Consider the following 18,851-nt stretch of genomic DNA (forward strand, 5'->3'; position numbering starts at 1 on the left):
GGTGCCATGCTGGAGTCCCCGCGGGAGGGAGTTCCGCCGTGCTTCGTGTCGCCGTCGTCGGTTCGGGCCCGAGCGGGGTCTACGCCGCCCAGACCCTGGTCCAGCAGCGCGAGGTGCCGGGCGTCCGCATCGACGTCCTGGACCGGCTGCCGGCCCCGTACGGGCTCGTGCGGTACGGGGTGGCCCCCGACCACGAGAAGATCAAATCGCTGCAGGGGAACCTGCGCACCGTCCTGGAGGACGAGCGGATCCGCTTCCTCGGCAACGTCGAGGTCGGCGGGGCGCAGCTGCCCACCGAGCGGATGCTGGAGCTGTACCACGCGGTGGTGTACTGCGTGGGCGCCGCGCGCGACCGACTGCTCGGCATCCCCGGCGAGGAGCTGGCCGGGGTGCACTCCGCGACCGCCTTCGTGGCCTGGTACAGCGGGCACCCGGACGCGTCGGGCGAGGACTTCGACCTGTCCGGGGTCGGCTCGGCGGTGGTCGTCGGGGCCGGCAACGTGGCCGTGGACGTGACGCGGATGCTGGCCCGCGGCGAACCGGAGCTCGCGCCCACCGACATGCCGCAGCCGGCGCTCGGCGTGCTCGCGGACAGCACGGTGCGCTCGGTGTCGATGGTGGCCCGGCGCGGCCCCTCGCAGGGCAAGTTCACCACCAAGGAGCTGCGGGAGCTGGGCACGCTGCCCGGCGTGGCCGTCCGGGTCGACCCGGCCGAGCTGGCGATCGACCCCGCGTACGCGGGCGGTGCGGCGGCTGCCGCCGCACTTCCCGCGGTGGCCCGGCGCAACGTCGAGGTGCTGCGGGGCTGGGCGGAGCAGGACCCCGGTCCCGCCGGCGACGCGGGGCGGCGGATCGCGCTCCGGTTCCACCTGCGCCCGGTCGAGGTGCTCGGCGGCCCCGACGGCCGCGTCAGCGCGGTGCGCTTCGAACGGACCGCCCCGGACGGCCGCGGCGGGGTGACCGGAACCGGAGTGTACGAGGACGTCGAGGCGCAGCTGGTGCTGCGCTCGGTCGGGTACCAGGGCGTCCCGCTGCCCGGCCTGCCCTTCGACCCGGCCACCGCCACCGTCCCGCACGCGGCCGGCCGTGTGGTGCGGGCCGGCCGGGCCTCGGTCGGCGAGTACGTGGCCGGCTGGATCAAGCGCGGCCCGACCGGCGTGATCGGCACCAACCGGCCCTGCGCGAAGGAGACGGCCTCCTCGCTGCTCCAGGACGCGGGCGCGCTGGCCCGGCGGGACCTCCCGGACGACCCGCTGGAGGCGCTGCGGGCGGCCGGGCTCCGGCCGGTGGAGTGGCCGGGATGGCTGGCGATCGAGGCGGCCGAGACCGAGCTGGGGCGTTCGCTGGGCCGGCACTCGGTGAAGATCCCGGACTGGGCAGGGCTCCTCGGCGCGGCCGGCGCCGCCGCGGGCACCACCGGCTGACCCATTCACCGCTACGGCCGACACCTGCGACCCGGGCAGCCGACCTCCCGAAGCCGGTGCTCCGAGCCCGACCGCCGCAGCCACCGGTGACCGGCGTGCGGAGGGCGGTCGGTTCGCCAGCGCCCCGAAGGGGCGCGGGGAACTGCGCGACCGGCCACAACGGGCCCGCAGACGATCGCCGGCCCGTCACAGCCCGCTCCGCGGAGTGCTCGGGAGCGGAGGGGTGCTCGGACCCGGGGCGGGCCGGCCCCGGGCGGGGTGCCGCGGCCCGGGGCCGGTCGACGCCGGGCGGGGCGGTCGGCTACGAGACCTCGCGGACCAGCGCGTCGAGCTCCTCCTGCAGGGCCTCCGCCAGGGCGGCCAGGTCCGGTACGGCGGCCGCGTCGGCGACCAGCCCGTAGTGGACCGTGTCCTTGTACGTGGACACGGCGACGGCGAGGGCGTGGCCGCGGGCCAGCGGGGCCAGCGGGTAGACCTCCCGGACCCGGCTGCCGCCGAGGGTGAAGGTGAAGCCCGGCAGCGGGACGCTGGTGACCAGGATGTCGAACAGCAGCCGGGCCGCCTGGGCGACCAGCGGACCGCCCAGGCGGTGGCCGAGCGGGTGGACGTGGTCGGCGAGCAGGGCGACGGCCCCGGCGCCCCGCGCGGGTCCGGCCTCCTTGTTGCGGTCCATCCCGGTCCGCACCCGCTCCAGTCGGCGCAGCGGGTCCGGCTCCTCGATCGGAAGCCGCAGCAGGTAGCCGGAGAGCCGGTTGCCGTACCGCGCGTCGGCGCCGGCCCTGCGGCGGGACACCGGTATCAGGGCGCGCGGGCCGGGCCCCTCGGGCACGGTGTCGCCGCGCTCGGTGAGCCAGCGCCGCAGGCCGCCCGCGACCAGGGTGATCAGCACGTCGTTGACGGTGCCGCCGACGACCTTGCGGATGCGGTTGACGTCGTCCAGGGCGAGGGCGAGACCGGCGACGGCGCGGGTGCCGGTCCCGCCGGCGCCCGCGGTCAGGGCCGCCGGGACCGGGAGGGGCAGGCCGGAGCGGGCCATGGCCGCGCCGATCTCCAGGGCCTGCCCGACGCCCTGGATGCGGGTGGCCAGGAGGCCGGGGAGGTCGCGCAGGGCGGGGACGGGGGCCGCGGTTCCGGGCCGCGGGCGCGCGGGCCCGCGGAGGGCCGGGCCCTCGTCGAAGAGGGTGGCCGCGAGGGCGAGGGCGGCCAGGCCGTCGGCGAGGGCGTGGTGGAACTTGAACAGGACGGCGAAGGAGTTCGGGTCGGGCCCGGCCAGGACGTGCGCCTCCCAGGGCGGCCGGTCCCGGGCCAGCGGCCGGGCCATCAGCGGGCCGGCCGCGGCCCGCGGGTCCGTGGTGCGGACGAAGAACACGTGGCGGGCCGGGTCGAAGTCCGCGTCGGGCGCCCAGGCGGCCGCCCCGACCGGTAGCAGGACGTCGTGGATCCGGCGGCGCAGGCCGGGCACGCGCGTGCAGCGGGTGCTGAGGAGTGCGGCGGCGCGGGCCGCTGCGTCGGGTTCGGTGTCCTTCCCTGAGCCGGAGTCGGCGTCGGAGCCCGTGCCCCGGCCGGCGCGGCCGGCGCGGGCGGCGGGCCCGGGGTCCTGCGCGGCGGCCTCGAAGACCGCGAGGGCGCCGAGATGCATGGGGTGGTCGGCGGACTCGATCCGCCAGAAGGCGAGGTCGAGCGGGGAAAGGTGCTCTGTGACCACGTAGTGCCTCTCGCGAGCAGTGGCTGAGGCTGGAAGTCAACCCCTTTCGCCCTCCTACGATCAAGTAGCCACACTTTCACGCACCTGCCGATCGATGCCGGTCAGCTGGGCAGGGCCGCGGTGCCGCCACCGGGCCGTCGTCGTCGGGCGGGTGCAGACTGGCCGGAAGACGATCGGCACGACGACCGGGACGGCGGTCGGAGAAGTCGGAGGTGTCGGAGGTGTCGGCGATGGCAGGGGTGCTGCTCCTCGCGGGGACGCGCAAGGGGCTCTTCATCGGCCGCAGGGAGACCGGCGGTCCATGGCGGTTCGACGGGCCGCACTTCAACGCCCAGGCGGTGTACGCGGCCGCGATCGACCGGCGCGGGCCGGCGCCCCGGCTGCTCGTCGCCGGGGACAGCTCGCACTGGGGACCGTCGGTGTTCACCTCCGACGACCTGGGGGCCAGCTGGCAGGAACCGGCCGCGCCCGCGGTGCGGTTCCCGCAGGACACCGGGGCCTCGCTGGAGCGGGTCTGGCAGCTGCACCCGGCCGGGCCCGAGGCGCCGGACGTGGTGTACGCGGGCACCGAGCCCGCCGCCCTGTTCCGCTCGACGGACCGCGGCAGGTCCTTCGAACTGGTCCGCGCGCTGTGGGAGCACCCGACCCGCAAGAGCTGGATGCCGGGCGGCGGGGGCGAGGGGCTGCACACGGTCCTGACCGACCCGGCGGACCCGGACGCGGTGACGGTGGCGGTGTCCACCGCGGGGGTGTTCCGCAGCCGGGACGGCGGCGCCAGCTGGGCCCCGTCCAACCGCGGGGTCTCGGCGGTGTTCCTGCCGGACCAGCATCCGGAATTCGGCCAGTGCGTCCACAAGGTCGCCCAGGACGCCGGCGACCGGAACAGGCTGTACCTGCAGAACCACTGGGGCGTGTACCGCAGCGACGACGCGGGCGGGCAGTGGACCGACATCGGCGGCGGCCTGCCCTCCGACTTCGGCTTCGCCGTGGCCGCGCATCCGCACCGCCCCGGCACCGCGTACGTCTTCCCGCTCAACGCCGACTCCGACCGGGTCCCCGCCGAGCACCGGTGCCGGGTCTTCCGCACCCGGGACGCGGGCGCCAGCTGGGAACCGCTCACGCGCGGACTCCCGGACGGGAAGCACTACGGCACGGTGCTCCGCGACGCCCTGTGCACGGACGACGCCGACCCGGCCGGCATCTACTTCGGCAACCGCAACGGCGAGCTGTACGCCAGCGACGACGACGGGGAGAGCTGGCAGCTCCTCGCCGAACACCTGCCGGACGTGCTGTGCGTACGGGCATCGGTACTGGGCGGCCGAGGCGGCGCGGCCGGTTGAGGCGGCCGTTCGAGAGGGGCGTGCCGCGGAGGCGCGGTGCCGGGTCACCGATTCGGCCAGTAGAGTGACTCGCCGTGGCAGCACGACCGTTGAACGAAATCGTCGAGCCGGGCTGGGCCCGTGCTCTGGAGCCGGTGGCGGCGCAGATCGCCGCGATGGGCGACTTCCTGCGCGCCGAGATCGCGGCGGGCAGAACCTACCTCCCCGCCGGGGCGAACGTCCTGCGGGCGTTCCAGCAGCCCTTCGACGAGGTGAAGGTCCTCATCGTCGGGCAGGACCCGTACCCCACCCCGGGGCACGCGATGGGCTTGTCCTTCTCCGTGGCGCCGGACGTGCGCCCGCTGCCGCCGAGTCTGGAGAACATCTTCCGCGAGCTCCACGCCGACCTCGGCGTGCCGCGCCCCGCCAACGGCGACCTGACCCCGTGGGCCCGCCAGGGCGTGCTGCTGCTGAACCGCTCGCTCACCACGGCCCCCCGCAAGACCAACGGCCACCAGGGCAAGGGCTGGGAGGCGGTCACGGAGCAGGCGATCCGAGCGCTCGCGGCGCGCGGCAAGCCGCTGGTGTCGATCCTGTGGGGCCGTCCCGCGCGCAACGTGCGGCCGCTGCTGGGCGAGTTGCCCGCCGTGGAGTCGGTCCACCCCTCCCCCATGTCCGCCGACAACGGGTTCTTCGGCTCCAGGCCGTTCAGCAGGACCAACGACCTCCTGGTCCGCCAGGGGGCACAGCCGGTGGACTGGAGGCTGCCCTCCACCGCTTGATGTTCGGTTGAAACGTATACGACATTCATCGGATAAATACGGACAGATGCCGCCCGGGTGGACCCTGACCAAACACCCGGTTCCGATAAGCCAGTAGCATGCGGCGCCATGAGCTCCCCCACTGGGCCCGCAAATGGCCTGCCCGTACGAATGCCGCGACCCCGCCAGACCGGACGCCACCGCCGGCCCGAGCCCGCGGTGGCCCCCGAGGGAGCGCCCACGCTGGTGCTCGCCGTGCCCGGCGCCCCCTCGGCCGCGTCGCGCGGTCTCGCGGAAGAGATCATCAGCATCGGCCGCTCCGAGCTGCCCGGCCTGGAGGCCCGTATCGGCTTCCTCGAGGGTGAAGGCGACGAGGCCGCCGAGTTCCCGTCGCTGTCGACCGTGCTGACCGCGGTCGCGGGCGAGCGGGTCGCGCGCGCCGAGTTCGCCCGCGCCGCCGGGCACGAGGTGCCCGAGCCGACCGGCCCGGACGCCGTGGTCGTCCCGCTGCTGGCCGGCCCGGACGCCGACCTGCTGCGCCGGATCCGCCAGGCCGTGATGGACTCCTCGGCCGCCGTGGAGCTGGCCGAGGTGCTCGGCCCGCACCCGCTGCTCGCCGAAGGCCTGCACGTGCGCCTCTCGGAGGCCGGCCTGGCCCGCGCCGACCGGGCGCGCCTGTTCACCGTGACCACCGCCGCCGACGGCATCATCGTGGCCACCACCGGTGGCGAGGAGGCCGTCCAGGTCGCCGGGGTGACCGGCATGCTGCTGGCCGCGCGCCTCGCGGTGCCGGTCAAGGCCGCCGCGCTGGACCAGGAGGGCTCGGTTGCCGCGGTCGCCGAGCAGCTGCGCAGCGAGGGCTCGACGCAGCTCGCGCTGGCGCCGTACCTGATCGGCCCGGAGGCCGCCGAGGGGCTGCTGGACACGGCGGCCAAGGAGGCCGACTGCGCGGCCGCCGAGGTGCTGGGCGCGTACGGCGCGCTGGGCAAGCTCGTCGTGACCCAGTACTCCGCGGCCCTCGGGATCAGCCAGGGCGCGTCCACCGCCCACTGATCCGGCTCCGTCCGTTCCGCACCAGGGCCCGCTCCCCGCACTCCGGGGCCGCGGGCCCTCGCGCGTTCCCGGGTCGCTGTTCCAGGTCACGGCCGGCGGCCGAGCCCCGCGAAGCGGCCGCCCGGCCCGGCGGCCCGGTCAGCCGAAGACCACGCAGGCGGCTGCGGGGACGGTCACCGAGCCGGCCCGGTGGGGCCGGCCGGTCCGCCCGTCCACGTCGAACCAGGTGACGTCCCCGGAGTGCTCGTTGGCCACGTACAGCCGGCGCCCCGAGGGGTCGGCCGCGAGGTCGCGCGGCCAGCTGCCGCCGCAGGGCACGCTGGCGGTGAGTCGGGGCTCCTCGGCCCCGTCGGCGAGCGAGAGCACGGCGAGGGTGTCGGCGCCGCGGACGGCGGCCCAGACGGTGGCCCCGTCGGGCGAGGCCACCACGGCAGAGGGATAGGCCCGTACGCCCTCCGGAAGGCCCTCCGGGGCGAGCGGGACCTCGGCGACCGGGGCCAGCCGCCCGGGGCCCGGATCCCAGCGGCAGACGGTCAGCTGCGGCTCCAGTTCGTGCAGCACGTAGACGGTCCTGCCGTCCGGGTGGAAGGCGAGGTGGCGCGGCCCCGACCCCGGCCGCAGGGCGGTCTCGGCGTGCAGCCGGAGCTCCCCGGCGGCCTCGTCCGGTCCGTAGACGCGCACCGAGTCGGTGCCGAGGTCGACGCTCAGCACCCAGCGGCCACCGGGGTCGGGCAGGACCTGGTGGGCGTGCGGCCGTTCCTGGCGGCTCGCGTCGGGGCCGCTGCCGCGGTGGACGAGGACCCGGGCGGGTCCGGAGGGGCTCCCGTCCGCGGCGATGGACAGGCTGCTGACGCTGCCGGAGGTGTAGTTGGCGGTCAGCAGCCGGCGCCCGGCGATGCTGAGGTGGGTGGGCCCGGAGCCGTCCACCGGGACGGCTGGGCCGAGGGGGATGAGGCCCTCGCTGGTGGGCCGGAAGGCGCCGACCGTCCCCCGCTCGGTCTCGCTCACGGCGTACAGCACGCCGGTGCCGTGGTCGAAGGCCAGGTAGGAGGGGTCGGCGAGCGCGTCGGTGGCGGAAAGGAGGGTCAGCGCCCCCGTGTGCGGGTCGACGGCCGCGGTGGTGATGCCGCGGCCGCCTCCCGAGGTGAACGAGCCGATGTGGACGCGGGGCCCGCGGCCGCAAGGCCGTTCCGCGCCGTACGTGGCCCGCACGCCGTCCGTGCCGTCCGTTCCATCCGGGTCGTCCGTGCCGCTCACGGGGGTGCCCCTCTCCGCCGTTCCGGATCCGTCCGGAGCGACGGTAACAGAAGGTCTAGACCAGATCTCGGCCCTGTGCCCGGTGGACGGCACCGACGTGGTGCACGTACGTCGTCGAGCTGGGCCGGTCGTCGTACGTACGGTGGAACACCGGGGTCGCGGCGCCCGAGATCGGCGGCACGATCCAGGACCAGTCCGCCCCCACCTCACGCCCCTTGCGCTCCTCCCGCGCCATGTGGGCGAGGAACCGCCGGGACTCGCTGTGGTGGTCGGCGATGGTCACCCCCGCCCGGTCGAAGGAGTGCAGCACGGCCCGGTTGAGCTCGACCAGGGCGCGGTCCTTCCACAGGGAGCGGTCGCTGGAGGTGTCGAGGCCGAGGCGCCGGCCGACCGCGGGGAGGAGGTTGTACCGGTCGGTGTCCGCGAGGTTGCGGGCGCCGATCTCGGTGCCCATGTACCAGCCGTTGAACGGCGCGGCCGGGTAGTGGATCCCGCCGATCTCCAGGCACATGTTGGAAATGGCCGGAACGGCGTGCCACCGCAGCCCCCAGTCCGCCCAGCCGGGGTCCTCCGGGTGCTCGATCGGCACCTCCATCACGGCGTCGGCGGGGGTGTCGAACCAGCGGGGCTTGTCGTCGACCCCCTGGACGACGAGCGGCAGCAGGTCGAAGGGCGTGCCGGCGCCGCTCCAGCCGAGGGCGAGCAGGGCGCCGGTGAGCGGGGCGTTGCGGGCGTCGCCGACGGTGATCGACGGGTGGTCGCCGTAGCCGGCGTACCGGATCAGCTGCTCGCTCCAGATCACCGGACCCGGGCGGTCCGGGGCGTCCGGGGCGAAGACGGTGATAGTGGGTCTGACCCTGCCGTCGTTGGTGGCCTCGCGCAGGTGCTGGAAGCATTCGGCGGCGATCGCGTCGGCGTCGGTCAGGTCGCGGCGGTCGCGGACCCGCAGGGAGTTCCAGTACAGCCGGCCTATGCAGCGGTTGCTGTTGCGCCAGGCGACCCGGGCCCCGTGGGCCAGCTCCTGGGCGGTGTGCCGGTAGGTCCCGGTGTCCGCGAGTTCGGCCCGCACGTCGGCGAGCCGCCGACGCGGGTCCCCCGCCTGCGGATTCTCCCGATGGAAGAGCAGGACGAACTCCTCTGCCGCTTGCCACACCTGGTCGGTGGTCGAGCGTTCCCGAAGTATTTCCATCCCGGGCCGTTACCCCCTGTCCGGACAGATCCACCCTGTACGTGCCGCATGAATGTGCGGTGAACAATCACCCGTTGTACATGCCGCAGGTCAACCGGGTGACGGCACGAACGGCCGGAACACACCACTGGGTGATCCTGCGGCGAACGGCCTGCGGGGCGGATCTGACGCGGCGTACGATCCCGGGCGGTCAGGCCGACATGACGAGCGGCGCCCGCGGATCGGTGCGCAGCGGGGCGTGGAGGGCCACCAGGGCGTGCTCCAGGCCGTGCAGGTGGACGAGGGCCGGCTCCCCGGCCGCGGGCCCCGGGACGGCGGGCGGGTGGGGCTCGGCCGTGCCGTCGGAGGCGGTCAGCGCCTCCACCGCCGCCTCCACCCGCCAGCAGGCGGCGGCCAGCCGGGCGTCGTGCGAGGCCTGCGGGTCGGCGGCGACGGCCACCAGGCCGCGGACCTCGCGGGCGCAGTCGTCGAGCAGGGCGAGGACCTGCCGGGCGCGGGCCTTGCGGGCGCGCAGCGGGCTGAGCGGGTGGACGAGCGGGGCGAGGGCCGCGCGGGCGCGACCCAGGACCAGCTCGAGTTCGGCGGCGTGCGGGGCGGGGTCGGCCTCGGGGTCGCCGGCGAGCCGGTCGAGGGCGGCCGAGGTGGCGGCGCGGACGCAGTACAGGGCCCGCTGGATCCAGGCGTCGTTGGCAGCGTGCGTGGTCACCGGGAGGATCAGGGCCACGGCGAGCGCGGCGCCCAGCGCGCCGACGGCGGTCTCCTGGAAGCGCAGGAACAGCAGCCCGGGGTGCAGGACTCCGAGCAACCCGTACAGCAGGCCCGCCATGACGGTGACGAAGAACATCATCCAGGAGTACGAGGGGGCCGCCGTGTAGAAGATGCCGAAGACGCACACGGCGACGAGCGCGGCCGTGGGCCCGGGGGCGCCGTGCAGCGGTACGGCGATCAGCAGTCCGGCGGCGATGCCGAGGACGGTGCCCAGGACCCGGCGGAAGCCGCGGACGAGGGTCTCGCCGCGGGAGGCGGTGTTGACGAAGATCCACCAGGCGGTGCCGACGGCCCAGTACCAGCGGTCCTCGGAGAGCGCCTGGCCGACCGCGAGGGCGAAGGCGCAGGCGGCGGTGGTCTGGAAGGCCTGCCGGGTGGTCGGCCGGGCCAGCCCGGTGCCGGGCAGGGCGGGCGGCACGGGCGCGGGCGGGGTGCGCCGCTCGATGGGCCACAGCACGAACCGCACCGCGGCGGACGCGAGCAGGGCCAGGCCGACGGCGGCGTACAGCTCGGGCAGCTGGGCCGGCAGGGCGTGCAGGAACTGCGTGACGAAGAACATCATGAAGCCGAAGATCCCGAGGGCGTGCCCGCGCGGACCGAAGCGGCGGGCGTGGACCCCTGCGAACACGACGGCGAGGAAGGCGGCGTCGCGGACGTACGGCATGCCGTGCAGGGTGGTGGCCAGCGCCAGGACGGGGAACCCGGCGACGGGCAGCAGGGCGGTCGTCACGCGCTGGGCGCGCACGCTGGCGTCGAGCACGGTGAAGAGGGCGAGCAGGGCGGCCAGGCCGCCGGTGATGGACGCCGTGAGGGAGAGGCCGCACCCTTCGGCCAGTGCCACGGCGAGGCCGACGCCGATCACGGCCCGCAGCGAGTTCCGCAGTCTTGCACGCCCCGGGTCCGGAGCCACGAACATCCTCTTCACGGCGGTGTGCCGCCCCCCTCATGGTGGTGCGCGCCGGCCCGGCGACCGCCCGGGGGTGGTGGGGGTGCGCAGGCACGGCGAAGGCACCGCGCCCCGGACCGGCCTCGTTGCCGCCCGGCGCTGCGCGGCGCCGAAAGTACATGGATACGACACAGATAAGCATCTCCAGGCCCGGCGGCTCAAACGGCCACGGGATCACTGGGCCATTGGCCCAGTCCGAGCGGGAATTCGTCGGCCATGCGGAGCCATTGCACCAGCCGGCGGGGCGGCCTGCCCGGCCGGCCGAATACCGGACCGGACCCCGGGCTCAGGGCCACAGGTCGAGCGCCGCGTTCAGGGCGAGCTCCCACCACGGCTCGGCACCGGTCCCGAAAGCGGCCGCGAGCGCGTACCCCATGGCCGCGTCGTACGCCTCCGGTCGCGCGCCCGTGCCGTCCTCGCTCCACTCGACGGTGACCTGCCCGTCCCCGGTCGAGGTGAACTCCCCGAGGGGCACACCGTCGCGGAGCAGCCGGCTCGTGCCGAGGGAGACGGGCACCAGCCGGTGCGCGTACCCCGCCCCGCCCTCGCCGGCGTCCACCCGGTAGGACCGGCGCGTCAGGAATCCCTTGGCGGGCCGCAGGACGACGGGCGTGCCGCCGACGGCGAGGGTCAGGGCGTCGGGGTCCCGGGTACCGATGGGGACCTGGGCGTCCACCGGGGTCGCAGCCGCCCGCCGCAGGTCCGCCCGGGGGATCCCGTCGCCGTCCACGACGAGCCGTCCCCCTTCGTGGTCGAGTTGGACGGTGATCGTGCCGAACAGCGGGTCGTCGGCGGGGGCGTACGCGTACGAGGACATCAACGGGGCTCTCTCTTCCGGGAACTCCCTCCCAGTATCGGTGAACCCGCAGCTCAGGGGCGTGTGTTCCAGCCGGAGACCACCGGGAGTCCGTGCTCGGTGGACAGCATGCTGACGGTGCCCGTGCGCAGCAGGAACAGCCGGCCCTCCTCGGGTGGCAGCCCCAGGTAGCGGGCGGTCAGGACGCGCAGGAGGTGGCCGTGCGCGATGAGGACGGCGTCACCGCGGTCCGCTGCGAGGACGGGGGCCACCCGGGCCAGGACGCGGTCCGCCCGGGCTCCGACCTGGGACGCGTTCTCCCCGGGGTGTTCGGGGTCGCCCGGCGGGACCCCGTCCCGCCACAGGGACCAGTCCGGTCGGGTCCGCCGGATCTCCTCGGTGGTGACGCCCTCGTAGCCGCCGTAGTCCCATTCGCGCAGATCGGGGTCCGTGTCGTCGGCGGTCAGGCCGGCGAGGCGGGCGGTGGCGACGGCCCTGCGCAGCGGGCTGGTCAGCACCAGCGCCGGCTGCCGGTCCAGGAAGTAGGGGGCCAGGGAGACGGCCTGATCGGCGCCGGTGGCGGTCAGCGGGACGTCGGTGCGCCCGGTGTGCCGGCCGGTGGCACTCCACTCGGTCTCGCCGTGCCTCACCAGTAGCAGGTCACTCACCCTCCGGACGATAGCCGTTCGGGCCGTGCCCGGCCGGCCGGGCGCGCCCCTCGGCAAGCGATGCGGAAACGCTGCGACTGGCGGGGCCGGCGGGTGCTCGCGAGGCTCGGTGCATGGACGCAGTGGAGCGCGACGAGTGGCTCGCGGCCGGTTTCGCGGCGGGCGACGAGCGCTGTACGGAGGCGGCGTACCGGCGCTGGCGGCCCCTGGTCCACGCACTCGCCCACCGGTCCCTGGGCGACGAACGGGAGGCCGAGGACGTCACCCAGCAGGTGTTCCTCGCGGCCTGGCGCGGCCGGGGCCGCTACCGGCCCGGGCCCGGCGGCTTCGGCGCGTGGCTGACCGGCATCACCCGCCACAAGGTCGCCGACGCCCTCCAGGCCCGGGCCCGGCGGGCCCGGGCGGCGGCCGCCGCGGCCCGGGCGGCCCCCCTGACCGTCGCGGGCGGTCCGGGAAGCGCGCCGCTCGGGGAGGCGGAGCAGGCGGTGGACCGGTTGCTCGTCCTCGGTGAGCTGGCCCGGCTGCCGTCGGCGCAGCAGCAGGTGCTCCGGCTGGCCTTCTACGGGGACCTCACCCAGACCCAGATCGCGGACCGCACGGGGCTGCCGCTGGGCACCGTCAAGAGCCATATGCGCCGGGCCCTGGACCGGTTGCGGCGGACCCTCCCGGACCCGGTGCCGGCGGGGCGATGAGTTCCAGCGCCGAGCGCAGCCCGAGCAGTCGCCCGGTGTGCGGGACGGCCGCGCCGGCGCCCCAGCCGGGCCCGGCGAGGAGCAGCTCCGAGTGGGCGCGGGCGCCGCGCAGCCCCCACCCGATGCCGGCCACGGAGCGGGCCAGGGCGCGGTCGGCGGTCGTACGGGACTGCGCCCACAGCACGACGGCCCGCGGGCCGGTACGCCGCACGGCGTCGTGCAGGGCTTCGGAGGGCAGGGCCGCGCCGAACATCCGGGTCGGCACGCCCCGTTCGCCGAGGGCCGCGCTCAGGGCCTCGATGGGGAGGGTGTGCTGCTCGCCCGGGACGCAGGCCAGCAGGACGGGCGGGGTGCGCTGCGGGGCGGGCTGCGGCCGGATCCGGTGCAGGGCCCCGGAGACGTGCCAGGACAGCAGGTGCTCGACCTCCACGTAGCGCTCGCCCGCCGTGGCCCATTTGCGGCCGACGGCGTGGAGGGCCGGCGCGATGACCTCCTCCCAAGCGGTGACCAGGCCGTGCTCGGCCAGGGCCGCGTCCAGCCGGTCGGCCACGGCCGGCGCGTCCAGGCGTACGGCGGCCCGGGAGAGCCCCCGGCACTCGGGGCGGACCGCGCCCAGGGGGAGGACCCCGCCGGGGCCGCCGCCCGGAGCCGGGAGCGGGGGTCCGGGTGGCGGGGCTGCGGGCGGGCGGGCCGCCGTGGCCGTCGCGGGCCGGCCGGACGTGCCGGGGGTGTCGGGGGCGCCGGGAGCGTCGGGGGCGCCGGGAGTGCCGGCGCGGGCGCTCCGGGCGGCCTCCGCCGGCGGGACGCCCTGCGCGGTGAGCCGGCACATCAGCTCCAGGCGGGCGATGTCCTGCGGGGTCCAGCGGCGGTGGCGGCCGTCCTCGCGGTGGGCCGGGCCGATGGCGTACCGGCGCTCCCAGGAGCGGACCGTGGTCGGGGACACGCCGAGGCGGCGGGCCACGGCGCCGGTGCTCAGCGCGACGGCGGGCGGATGCTGCGGCGGCACGGCCGCGGGCGGTGCCGGTGTGGCCGCTTTCGGTGGCGGGAGCGCGCTGTCCACGCCGTTCACGATACGGCGACGGGCCGGCGGCCGGGGGCAGGAGCGCGGCGGAAGCCGCGGTGCGGGGCGGTCACTCTGCCCCCCGACCCCGGCGGAACCGGTCCAGGCCGTCGGCGAGTTCGACCACCGGGTCGGGATAGTCGTACCGGGCCCGGTCCGGGCCGGGGAGCCGCCAGGGCTCGTGCAGCCGGGGGGCCTCGAGTCCGGCGAGTTCCGGCACCCAGCGGTGCACGTAGCGGCCCTCGGGGTCGAAGCGGTGGCCCTGGCGGACGGGGTTCAGGACCCGGTTGGGCCGGGTGTCGGTGCCCGTGCCGGCCACCCACTGCCAGTTGAGCTGGTTGTTGGCGAGGTCCCCGTCCACGAGGAGGTCGAGGAAGTGCCGGGCACCGACCCGCCAGTCCACGTACAGGGTCTTGGTGAGGAAGCTCGCGGCGAGCAGCCGGCCGCGGTTGTGCATCCAGCCCTCGTGGCGGAGCTGGCGCATGGCGGCGTCGACCACCGGGTAGCCGGTGCGGCCCTCCTTCCAGGCCCGGGTCTCCTCCTCGGCGGCCGCTCCGGTGCGCCAGCGGTCCCCGCGGCCGCGGTAGTCCCGCGCGGCGCTGTCGGGGCGGGCGGCGAGCACCTGGTGGTGGAAGTCGCGCCAGCACAGCTGCCGGACGAAGGCCTCGCCCCCGGGGCCGCCCGCGGCGCGGGCCCGCTGGACGGCCTCGGTGGCCGAGAGCGTGCCGAAGTGCAGGTGCGGCGAGAGGCGGGAGGTGCCGTCGCCGGCCAGGTCGTCGTGGAGGTCCCCGTAGCGGGCGAGTCCCCCGTGCAGCCAGCGGGTCAGGAGGGTCCGGGCCTCCCGCTCGCCGCCCCGCGCGAGCCCCGGGGAGACTCCGGCGAGGGCCTGCCGCCGGGGCAGCGGATCGGAGCCGATCCCGTCGGGCACGGGCACCGACCGCGGGGCGGCCAGGACCCGGCGCAGCGGAACGTCGGCCCAGCGGCGGAAATACGGGGTGAACACGGCGAAGTGGTCGGAGCCGGCGGGGACCACGGAGCCGGGGGCGGCGGCCGTGACCACTCCGTCGTGGGCGTAGAGCCGGCGCCCCTCGGCTTCCAGGGCGGCGCGCAGCCGCTCCTCGCGGGCCCGGGCGTAGCCGCTGACGCCGGCCGCCAAGTGGACCTCGTCGGCGTCCTGGTCCCGGGCGAGGGCGCAGACCTCGTCGACGGTGTCGCCGGAGCGCAGCACGAGGCGGCCGCCCCGTTCGCGCAGGGCGGTGTCGAGGTCGGCGAGGCAGTCGGCGAGGAAGGCGAGCCGGTTGGGGGCGGCGAATCCGGCGGCGTCGACGGCAGGGTCCCGGACGAAGAGCGGCACGACCCGGTCGCAGGAGGAGAGGGCCGCGCGCAGCGGCGGATGGTCGTGCAGGCGCAGGTCTGAGGTGTACAGGACCACTGCGACGTTCATGTGGCTCGCTCCGCGTCAGGGCCGCCCGTGCTTCGGAGGGCGGCTGTCATCGGGTACTTCGGCCCGTACGGGCGCGGTGGATGCGGCGGATGTAGCGGATGCGCCTGATGCGGCGGACGCGGTGCTCGCCTCGCCGTCCAGGCGTTGTGCGGCGCGGGCGATGTTGCGGGCCATGCCGCCGAAGACCACGGCGTGGAACGGGGACACGCTCCACCAGTAGAGGTGTCCGAGCAGTCCGTGCGGGTGGAACAGGGCCCGCTGCCGGTAGCGTGCGCCGCCGTCGGCTCCGGCCCCGGGCTCCGCGTACATCTCCAGCCAGGCCAGCCCCGGCAGCCGCATCTCGGCGCGCAGCCGCAGCAGCCGGCCCGGCTCGATCTCCTCCACCCGCCAGAAGTCCAGGGAGTCCCCCACCCTCAGCCGGGTCGCGTCCCGGCGGCCGCGGCGGATGCCGACGCCGCCGACGAGCCGGTCCAGCCAGCCCCGTACCGCCCAGGCCAGGGGGAAGGAGTACCAGCCGTTCTCGCCGCCGATGCCCTCGACCACCCGCCACAGGGCGCCGGGCGAGGCCTCTACGGCGAGCTCCCGCCGGTCGGTGTAGAGGCTGCCGCCCGCCCAGTCGGGGTCGGTCGGCAGCGGGTCGCTCGGTGCGCCGGGCACGGCGGCGGAGGACCAGCGGGTGGTGACCCGGGCCTCCCGTACGCGCTGCAGGGCCAGTTCCAGCGCGCGGTCCAGGCCGATCGGGGTGCCCGGCGGATCGGGGACCCAGCGGGCGATGTCGTGCTCGGCGCACACGACCTCGTGGCGCAGGGACTCGGCGAGGGGCCGGGCCAGGGCCCGCGGCACCGGGGTGACCAGGCCGATCCAGTGGCTGGACAGGCCCGGGGTCAGCATCGGCACGCGCAGGATGAACCGTGGGGGGAGCTGGGCCACGGCGGCGTAGCGGCGCATCATCTCCTCGTACGTGACGACGTCGGGGCCGCCGATGTCGAAGGCCCGGCTGACCCCGGGCGGCATGCCGGCGCTGCCGACGAGGTAGCGCAGGACGTCGCGGACGGCGATGGGCTGGACACGCGTGCCGACCCAGCTGGGGGTGACCATGACGGGCAGCCGCTCGGTGAGGTAGCGCAGCATCTCGAAGGACGCCGACCCGGAGCCGATGATCACGGCGGCGCGCAGGACGGTGGTCGGCACCCCGGAGGCGAGCAGGATCCGGCCGACCTCGGCGCGGGAGCGCAGGTGGGGGGAGAGCGCGTGCACGGGGATGCCGGCCGGGGTGAGGCCGCCCAGGTAGACGATGCGGCGGACGCCCGCGGCGCGGGCCTGTTCGGCGAAGATCCGGGCGGCGTCGCGGTCGCGCTCCTCGAATCCGGAGCCGCCGCCGAGGGCGTGGACGAGGTAGTAGGCGACGTCGATGCCGTGCAGGGCCGCCGCGACGGAGCCTTCGTCGCCGGCGTCGCCACGGACGATCTCGGTGCGCCCCGCCCACGGGTGGTCGCGCAGCTTCTCGGGGGACCGGGCCAGGCAGCGGACCCGGTGGCCCGCGCCCAGGAGCTCGGGCACCAGCCGGCCTCCGATGTAGCCGCTGGCCCCGGTGACCAGGCAGTGCAGACCGCTCATGGGTTCCCTTCCGCTCCTTGGGCCCTGTCCCCGTAGGGGATTCGGGCGGGCCGGCGTATCCGGATGCACCGCGTTCCGCATCTGCGGCTGCGGCTGCGGCTGCGGCTGCGGCTGCGGCGCGGACGCGGCTGCGGCGCGGACGCGGCGCAGCACGGTACTGAGCCATTGGTACAGTCGCGGCATGGCGGTGGACGAACTCGACACCCGGATTCTGCGCCTGTTGATCGAACAGCCGCGCACGAGCGTCCGCGAGTACGCCCGGATCCTCGGGGTCGCCCGCGGCACCCTCCAGGCCCGGCTCGACCGGCTGGAGCGCACCGGTGTGATCACCGGGACGGGGCCCGTCCTCTCCCCCGCGGCGCTCGGCCATCCGGTGCTGGCCTTCGTGCACATCGAGGTGACCCAGGGCCGCCTGGACGAGGTCGGCGTGGCGTTGGCGGAGGTTCCCGAGATCATCGAGGCGTTCTCGATAACGGGTGGCGGGGACCTGCTGACCCGGGTGGCGGCGCGGGACAACGCGCACCTGGAGGACGTGATCCAGCGGCTGATCCGGCTCCCGGGGGTGGTTCGGACCCGTACCGAGGTGGCGCTGCGGGAGCGGGTGGCGCACCGGCTGCTGCCGCTGGTCGAGTCCGTGGGGCGGGCGGCCCGCAGACCCTGACGGGCCTGAAGCACCCGTTCCGCGCCGTCTGTCGGGCACGGGGCCTGGCGGGGCGGGCGGGGCGCTGCGACCATGCGTGGCGTGACCGCCACCCTGCTGCCCCCGGGCACCGAGCGCGGACCGCGCCGGTGGCCCCTCGTCGGGAACCTGCCGGCCTTCGCCCGCGATCCCCTGGCCTTCTTCGAGTCCCTGCGCGACGGGTACGGGGACTGGGTGCCGTGGGCCCTCGGCCCACGGCGCAACGTCCTGGTCTCCCGGCCCGAGCACGCCGCTGAGCTGCTGGGCGCCGTGGAGAAGACGTTCCGGCCGATGGAGCTGGGCTGGGCCTTCCACCAGCTGCTCGGGGACGGCGTGGTCGTCGCCACCGGCGCGGACTGGCGGCGCAAGCGGGCGCTGGTCCAGCCGGCCGTCCGCCCGCGGCAGGTGCGCTCGTACGCCGCGACGATGGTGGAATGCGCCGATGCGCTGGCCCGCGACTGGGCCGGGGGCGGGCGGATCGACGTGCACCGGGAGATGGCCGGGCTCACCCAGCGGATAGCGGTGCGCACGCTGTTCGGGACCGACGCGGCCGGCCGGGAGGCCCCGATCAGCGCGGCCATGGCCACGGCCCAGCGCGAACTGGGCGCCGAGTTCCGCGGACTGACGCTGTTCCTGCCGCCCTGGATCCGGACTCCGGGGCGGCAGCGGATGCGCCGGGCCGTGGCCGTCCTGGACCGGGAGATCGCGCACGTCATCCGGGAGCACGAGGCGGCGTCCGCGGGCGGGGCGGAGCGGGACGACCTGCTGAGCCGGCTGCTGGCCGCCCGCGACGAGCACGGCGCACCGCTGTCGCGCAAGGAGCTGCGGGACGAGTCGATCACGCTCTACATCGGCGGCCACGAGACCACGTCGACCACCCTGACCTGGGCCTGGCAGCTGCTGTCGGCCACCCCCGGGGCGCGGGACCGGCTGACGGAGGAGCTGGACCGGGTGCTCGGCGGGCGGCTACCCGTGTACGAGGACTACGAGCGGCTGCCCTGGACCCGGCAGGTGGTCAAGGAGGCGCTGCGGATGTACCCGCCGGTCTGGCTGATCTCGGCCGTCGCCGGGGAAGGGGCGGCGATCGGCGGGCGGAGCGTGCCCGCGGGGACGGCGGTGTGGACCAGCCCGTGGTCGATGCACCGCGACCGGCGCTGGTTCCCGGAACCGGGGGCCTTCCGCCCGGAGCGGTGGGACGCGGATGCCGGGCACCTGGCGGCGGAGCAGGCCTGGATTCCCTTCGGGGGCGGGCCGCGGGCCTGCCTGGGTGCCCGGTTCGCCCTGGTGGAGGCCGTGCTCGTGCTGGCGGTGCTGGCCCGGCGCTTCCACCTCGACACCGGTCCCGAGCCGGCCGCGGTGTTCCCCGGGCTGACGCTGCAGCCGGCCGGTCCGGTGCCGGCGACGCTGAGAACGCCCTGACCGGGTCGGGCGGGGCTCCGGCGGCGGGCTCCGGCGCTCCGGCGGGCTCCGGCG

At 76.0% G+C, this 18,851-nt stretch carries 16 protein-coding genes; 7 read left to right on the forward strand and 9 right to left on the reverse strand.

Features of this window, described 5'->3' with window-relative positions:
• Positions 1 to 38: 38 nt before the first annotated feature.
• Positions 39 to 1,424: an FAD-dependent oxidoreductase gene (locus ACFVGY_RS03670; RefSeq protein ID WP_385670369.1), complete on the forward strand. Its 1,386-nt coding sequence runs from the start codon at positions 39 to 41 to the stop codon at positions 1,422 to 1,424.
• Between the two features lie 301 nt (positions 1,425 to 1,725).
• Here the strand turns inward: ACFVGY_RS03670 and ACFVGY_RS03675 are convergent, their stop codons facing one another.
• Positions 1,726 to 3,129, reverse strand: coding sequence for a wax ester/triacylglycerol synthase family O-acyltransferase (locus ACFVGY_RS03675; RefSeq protein ID WP_385670372.1), 1,404 nt, complete (start codon positions 3,127 to 3,129; stop codon positions 1,726 to 1,728).
• A 230-nt stretch (positions 3,130 to 3,359) separates the two neighbouring features.
• Between ACFVGY_RS03675 and ACFVGY_RS03680 the strand changes: the two genes are divergently transcribed.
• The 3 genes from ACFVGY_RS03680 to ACFVGY_RS03690 all read left to right on the forward strand — a co-directional run bounded on the left by ACFVGY_RS03680 (position 3,360) and on the right by ACFVGY_RS03690 (position 6,262).
• A complete protein-coding gene (locus tag ACFVGY_RS03680) occupies positions 3,360 to 4,469 on the forward strand; it encodes a WD40/YVTN/BNR-like repeat-containing protein (protein WP_385670875.1) in 1,110 nt (369 codons plus the stop codon).
• 74 nt (positions 4,470 to 4,543) lie between these two features.
• The gene (locus ACFVGY_RS03685; protein WP_385670375.1) at positions 4,544 to 5,230 is read left to right on the forward strand and encodes a uracil-DNA glycosylase; all 687 of its coding nucleotides are present in this window, start codon (positions 4,544 to 4,546) and stop codon (positions 5,228 to 5,230) included.
• Positions 5,231 to 5,338: 108 nt separating this feature from the next.
• On the forward strand, positions 5,339 to 6,262 hold the full coding sequence (locus ACFVGY_RS03690; RefSeq protein WP_385670378.1) for a sirohydrochlorin chelatase: 924 nt from the start codon (positions 5,339 to 5,341) through the stop codon (positions 6,260 to 6,262).
• 138 nt (positions 6,263 to 6,400) lie between these two features.
• Here the strand turns inward: ACFVGY_RS03690 and ACFVGY_RS03695 are convergent, their stop codons facing one another.
• The 5 genes from ACFVGY_RS03695 to ACFVGY_RS03715 form a co-directional block, all read right to left on the reverse strand.
• Positions 6,401 to 7,474: a lactonase family protein gene (locus ACFVGY_RS03695; protein WP_385670878.1), complete on the reverse strand. Its 1,074-nt coding sequence runs from the start codon at positions 7,472 to 7,474 to the stop codon at positions 6,401 to 6,403.
• A gap of 100 nt (positions 7,475 to 7,574) precedes the next feature.
• The gene (locus ACFVGY_RS03700) at positions 7,575 to 8,708 is read right to left on the reverse strand and encodes a nitric oxide synthase oxygenase (protein ID WP_385670381.1); all 1,134 of its coding nucleotides are present in this window, start codon (positions 8,706 to 8,708) and stop codon (positions 7,575 to 7,577) included.
• A 190-nt stretch (positions 8,709 to 8,898) separates the two neighbouring features.
• Positions 8,899 to 10,392 carry an FUSC family protein gene (locus tag ACFVGY_RS03705; protein WP_385670881.1) on the reverse strand — a complete coding sequence of 498 codons (1,494 nt, stop codon included), beginning with the start codon at positions 10,390 to 10,392 and terminating at the stop codon, positions 8,899 to 8,901.
• 316 nt (positions 10,393 to 10,708) lie between these two features.
• Positions 10,709 to 11,239, reverse strand: coding sequence for a hypothetical protein (locus ACFVGY_RS03710; protein WP_385670384.1), 531 nt, complete (start codon positions 11,237 to 11,239; stop codon positions 10,709 to 10,711).
• A 53-nt stretch (positions 11,240 to 11,292) separates the two neighbouring features.
• Entirely contained in the window at positions 11,293 to 11,886 is a 594-nt protein-coding gene (locus ACFVGY_RS03715) for a histidine phosphatase family protein (RefSeq protein ID WP_385670387.1), read from the reverse strand.
• Positions 11,887 to 11,999: 113 nt separating this feature from the next.
• Here ACFVGY_RS03715 and ACFVGY_RS03720 point away from each other — a divergent pair, with 113 nt between their 5' ends.
• Positions 12,000 to 12,578, forward strand: coding sequence for an RNA polymerase sigma factor (locus ACFVGY_RS03720; protein WP_385670390.1), 579 nt, complete (start codon positions 12,000 to 12,002; stop codon positions 12,576 to 12,578).
• On the opposite strand, the gene ACFVGY_RS03725 is transcribed toward ACFVGY_RS03720, so the two are convergent.
• The 3 genes from ACFVGY_RS03725 to ACFVGY_RS03735 all read right to left on the reverse strand — a co-directional run bounded on the left by ACFVGY_RS03725 (position 12,505) and on the right by ACFVGY_RS03735 (position 16,699).
• Positions 12,505 to 13,638 carry a MerR family transcriptional regulator gene (locus tag ACFVGY_RS03725; protein ID WP_385670393.1) on the reverse strand — a complete coding sequence of 378 codons (1,134 nt, stop codon included), beginning with the start codon at positions 13,636 to 13,638 and terminating at the stop codon, positions 12,505 to 12,507. The two genes, ACFVGY_RS03720 and ACFVGY_RS03725, sit on opposite strands and share 74 nt — an antisense overlap.
• 70 nt (positions 13,639 to 13,708) lie before the next feature.
• Positions 13,709 to 15,082, reverse strand: a complete 1,374-nt coding sequence (locus ACFVGY_RS03730) for a cryptochrome/photolyase family protein (RefSeq protein ID WP_385670396.1) — start codon at positions 15,080 to 15,082, stop codon at positions 13,709 to 13,711.
• 15 nt (positions 15,083 to 15,097) lie between these two features.
• Entirely contained in the window at positions 15,098 to 16,699 is a 1,602-nt protein-coding gene (locus ACFVGY_RS03735) for an SDR family oxidoreductase (protein WP_385670399.1), read from the reverse strand.
• Between the two features lie 181 nt (positions 16,700 to 16,880).
• On the opposite strand from ACFVGY_RS03735, the gene ACFVGY_RS03740 reads away from it, so the two are divergent.
• Together ACFVGY_RS03740 and ACFVGY_RS03745 are read left to right on the forward strand one after the other, a co-directional pair.
• Positions 16,881 to 17,360 (forward strand): Lrp/AsnC family transcriptional regulator, encoded by a 480-nt coding sequence (locus ACFVGY_RS03740; protein WP_385670402.1) that lies wholly within the window; start codon positions 16,881 to 16,883, stop codon positions 17,358 to 17,360.
• A gap of 72 nt (positions 17,361 to 17,432) precedes the next feature.
• On the forward strand, positions 17,433 to 18,797 hold the full coding sequence (locus ACFVGY_RS03745; protein WP_385670405.1) for a cytochrome P450: 1,365 nt from the start codon (positions 17,433 to 17,435) through the stop codon (positions 18,795 to 18,797).
• Positions 18,798 to 18,851 lie beyond the last annotated feature (54 nt).

The organism is Streptomyces sp. NPDC127106 (assembly GCF_042677605.1).
In the GTDB taxonomy this organism is placed as follows: domain Bacteria; phylum Actinomycetota; class Actinomycetes; order Streptomycetales; family Streptomycetaceae; genus Streptomyces.